This is a genomic window from Flavobacterium geliluteum (assembly GCF_017948595.1).
Taxonomy (GTDB): domain Bacteria; phylum Bacteroidota; class Bacteroidia; order Flavobacteriales; family Flavobacteriaceae; genus Flavobacterium; species Flavobacterium flavipigmentatum.
In genome coordinates, this window is the sequence record NZ_JAGFBV010000058.1 from 1 (window position 1) to 4,109 (window position 4,109).

Below are 4,109 nucleotides of genomic sequence, written 5' to 3' on the forward strand. Positions count from 1 at the left end.
GATATTAAAAAATTATTCCCCAGAACAATACATGCTGTTACATTGGAAGGATTTCTAATAAAGCTTACATTGTTTGTATTCGGATTACAATTAAATAAAACAATTAACTAGCAACTTGAATTAATTAGTTTTGTTTCAGGTACAATGTTAGCACAAAACCCAGTAGTGCCAGGATATTTTGCAGATCCGAGTATTGTAAAATTTGGCGATACCTATTATATGTATTCAACCACAGATGGCTATTATAGTGGTAATGATGGGGAAGCTTTAGTATGGACTACAAAAAACTTAGCAGATTGGGAGGTACAAACCCTTCCAGGTCTGCCTCATGAAACTGTTTGGGCACCAGCTATAATTCAGGGCGATAATGGAAGGTACTATTTATACTGTCAAAGTTCTGTAGATTATTCAGGATATGTTTATTCTGGAGATTCTCCTACAGGACCATTTAAAAAAGAGGCACATTTAGGAGGCTTTGATATCGAACCATTTCGAGATCCGGTTTCGGGAAAAATTTATGTAATTTCCGCAGGGCGTGAATTATTTTTAATGGATAATGATCCTAAGTCGCCAACCTATTTAATAAAAATTGAACGAAAACTTTCAATAAAGGGAAATCTTTTTGATTATACAGAAGGCCCATACTTAGTTTACAAAGAAGGACTTTATTACTGCATGTGGGCTGGCGGACGTTGTCATGAATCAAGCTACAAGGTTCGATATGCGGTATCAAAAAATATTGACGGTCCTTACGAAGAAGCTATAAACAGTCCAATCTTACAAACAGATGAGAAAGCAGGAATTTCAGGCCCAGGGCATCATTCAATTACAGAAATAGACGGCCGTTTTTTTATGTTCTATCACAGGCAGGATCTTGTAAGGGCACCAACATGCGATTACCGTTTCCCTACAGTTTCGGAAGTTGAATTTAAAAAGGGCAAAATAAATTTGGTTTCCTATGTGGATGATTTAGCAAAAACATTAAACAAAAAAGGAAAATACACCAACCTGGCTTTGAATAAAAGTACTTTTTCTAGCAACCAAAACTCGGGTTTTGAAGCCAGTAAAGTTGTTGATGGAAGATATGACACCCGATGGACAACTGTTGCTGCACCAAGTGACGTTACAATAGATTTGGGAAAGGAATATTCTTTTGATGCAATCCGTGTGTGTTTTGAATATCCAGATAAATATGTCACTTTTAAAATAGAAATATCAACGGATTACCAGAATTGGCAAATATATGTAGACCACAGTCAGGAAGCGGTTCAAGGCTACAAACAGATGCTTCAGCAAAAGGAAGGAAAAGCAAGATATGTGAAGGTTACAGTAAAAAATTCAGAAGATAGAAATGCTTCAATTTGGGAAGTACAAGTTTTAAAAACTAATAAAACATAGTCGTTTTTTTATCCAAACAAATGTCTGAAGAAAAACAGAAATAAAATAAAGTATTTCTGAGTAAGTGATTTTAATTGATTTATCTATTTTGGACAAGAAACTTCAACTGAAAGAAGAATTTCCTGTATAATATCTAATATAACATCAGGTGATTTTATTATTTTATCATGACCCACTTTTTCATACCTACGGGAGATAATTGAAGGATTACTGTTTAGAAATTTCTCTAAATATTCATAAGGTGCTATGGTATCTTCTGAATCATACTTTATAATATGCTTCGATATATTTTTTGGAAGGTATAGCGATTGTAGCATTGAATGAATAGTTTAAGTTAAAAGGATTATTTTCTAGTTCTATTCCATATAGCATTGTTTTTTGCCTAATACTTTTTAATAAATGTTAGGGATCAGGTGCAAAACTTGGAGATTAGACAAATAAAATTTAGTTTTACCAATCACCTCATTTGTTCTATTGACGAAATAGTTATTGAATTATTATTGTCTATCAATCTTGTACAGCCTTCCTGCATCTGTAATGGCATATAGCGCATTATCTTGCCCTTGTATAATATCTCTGAAACGCTGGTTCTCGCTTGCCATTAGCCTCTCTTCACCAATAACCCTATTATTCTGGATCACCAACCTGACAAGATGCGTTTGCGTTAGTGAACAAAGGAAAAGATTATTTTGCCATTCTGGTATACTGCTGCCCGCATAAAAGGTAATACCACTTGGTGAAATCACAGGATCCCAATAATATACAGGTTGCTCCATGCCATCTTGTTGCTGTATCGCAGCACCAACCACCTGCCCGCTGTATTCGATACCGTAACTGATAACAGGCCATCCGTAATTTGCACCTGGTTGCAAACGGTTGATCTCGTCTCCGCCACGTGGTCCATGCTCACTCTGCCAGATCTCTCCTGAAACGGGATGTATGGCCAATCCTTGTGGATTACGGTGTCCTATGGTATATAATTCAGGTAAAGCCCCTGCTTGGGTAAAAGGAGGGTTCCCTGGGGCAGCAGTGCCATTGGTTGTAATGCGGATTACCTTACCAATACTGCTACTTACTGATTGGGATTCGATACGAATTTCATTGGAAGTGCGGTCTCCAAATGTTACCAAAAGATTTCCAGTAGCATCGAAAAGTAAACGAGAACCGTAATTGCTTGAAGCAGCAGCCGGTGTTGTTGAGTTGTAAATTACAGTTGGCGATTCTATATTTGCTTCGTTGTTAGAAAGCCTCCCTTTTCCCACTGCAATAGCATTGCCTCCGTTAACGCTTCGAACATAAGTCCAATAAACCATTCTGTTAGAAGAGAATAGGGGATCTACTTCTACGTCCAATAAGCCGCCTTGTCCCGCGTTATTTACTGTTGGAAACCCAGTTATGGGCGAACTCACAGCCCCTTGCAGACTTACAATACGCATATTGCCAGCCTTTTCTGTAATTAGAAAACGACCGTCAGGCAGTTGAGCCATACCCCAAGGGGCATTTAGAGAAGAAGTCAGTAAATCGATACGTAGCGGTGTTGTAGTTGAGACAGCGTTCACTCTTGTCTGACCAGCAAAAGCAGGGCTGTAATTCGCATTAGGTGGGTTGGTTTCTACTGGATTCCCTGTTCCAGGAGTGCCTGTTTCTGGGTTTTCTGGTGTATTTACGTTATTATTATCATCACTTTTTGAACAAGATGAAAACAATAGGAGCATTGAGACTACTGAAATAAGCACTATTTTATTTTTCATAATTAGTTTTTATAGGTTAATAATTTAGTGGGGATTATTCGCATAAAACATTTTTTAAATTTATTGTTTTAAATTTTCCTTAAAAAAAGTTTGCAATTTATCGAAAGGAATTTTATCAATTTGGTCATACAAATCGGTGTGAACTGCATTGGGAACGATAACTAATTCTTTTGGTTCTGCAGCTGCCTTAAAAGCATCTTCACTAAAATATCTTGAATGTGCTTTTTCGCCTGCAATAATTAAAACTGGTCGTGGCGAAATTTCTTTAATGTATGTTCGAATAGGCATATTCATAAAAGATAGAGGTGTTGTTGCTGTCCAAGAACCTTTAGAATTTACCGCGCGTTCGTGATATCCCCTAGGAGTGCTGTAATAGTCGTAATATCCTTTTAAAAATTCAGGGGCATCTGCTTTGGGTTTTTCTGCATTTAATTTTGCACCAGTTGCGAAAGTTCCAGTTTCTGCATCTTTCCAGCGTTGTTCGCCCAATTGCTCCAATGTTTTGGTACGTTGTTCTAAAGTAACGGCATCATTATATCCTTTTGACATTACTCTGGTCATATCATACATTGTTGAAGTAGCAACAGCTTTTACACGTTTGTCAACAGCAGTTGCATTCAAAGCAAAACCACCAAAACCACAAATACCAATGATACCAATTTTGTTTCGGTCGATATTTTTTTGAATTCCAAGAAAATCAACGGCAGCACTAAAATCTTCAGTATTAATTTCAGGTGATGCCAAATTTCTTGGTTCTCCACTGCTTTCGCCTGTGTACGATGGATCGAATGCCACCACTGCGAAATCACGTTCCGCCATTTGGTTCGCATACAAACTGGACTTGCAACAAAAAGTGGGACAAATTTTCTAAGACCTATGCTACACTTTTAATTTTATAAAATTCTAGTTCGATTTCTTTAGGTGTTTTATATCCCAAAGAAGAATGCAGACGTTTTCTAT

The 4,109-nt window shown here is 37.2% G+C and carries 2 protein-coding genes and 2 pseudogenes; 2 read left to right on the plus strand and 2 right to left on the minus strand.

From position 1 onward, the window contains the following. Both J3495_RS19505 and J3495_RS18865 read left to right on the plus strand, forming a co-directional pair. A pseudogene (locus J3495_RS19505) lies at positions 1-111 on the plus strand (IS982 family transposase); the annotation flags it as partial. Between the two features lie 33 nt (positions 112-144). Further along, positions 145-1,398, plus strand: coding sequence for a family 43 glycosylhydrolase (locus J3495_RS18865; RefSeq protein ID WP_210668514.1), 1,254 nt, complete (start codon positions 145-147; stop codon positions 1,396-1,398). A 497-nt stretch (positions 1,399-1,895) separates the two neighbouring features. Here J3495_RS18865 and J3495_RS18870 read toward each other — a convergent pair whose 3' ends face one another. Both J3495_RS18870 and J3495_RS18875 read right to left on the minus strand, forming a co-directional pair. Continuing rightward, positions 1,896-3,113: a PQQ-dependent sugar dehydrogenase gene (locus J3495_RS18870; RefSeq protein WP_236025516.1), complete on the minus strand. Its 1,218-nt coding sequence runs from the start codon at positions 3,111-3,113 to the stop codon at positions 1,896-1,898. A 96-nt stretch (positions 3,114-3,209) separates the two neighbouring features. Beyond that, a pseudogene (locus J3495_RS18875) lies at positions 3,210-3,989 on the minus strand (alpha/beta hydrolase); the annotation flags it as partial. Between the last annotated feature and the right edge of the window lie 120 nt (positions 3,990-4,109).

Coding starts and splice junctions, on each gene's coding strand:
- J3495_RS18870 (WP_236025516.1), bottom strand. CDS start 3,113: ATGCTCCTATTGTTTTCATCTTGTTCAAAAAGTGATGATAATAATAAC.
- J3495_RS18865 (WP_210668514.1), top strand. CDS start 145: ATGTTAGCACAAAACCCAGTAGTGCCAGGATATTTTGCAGATCCGAGT.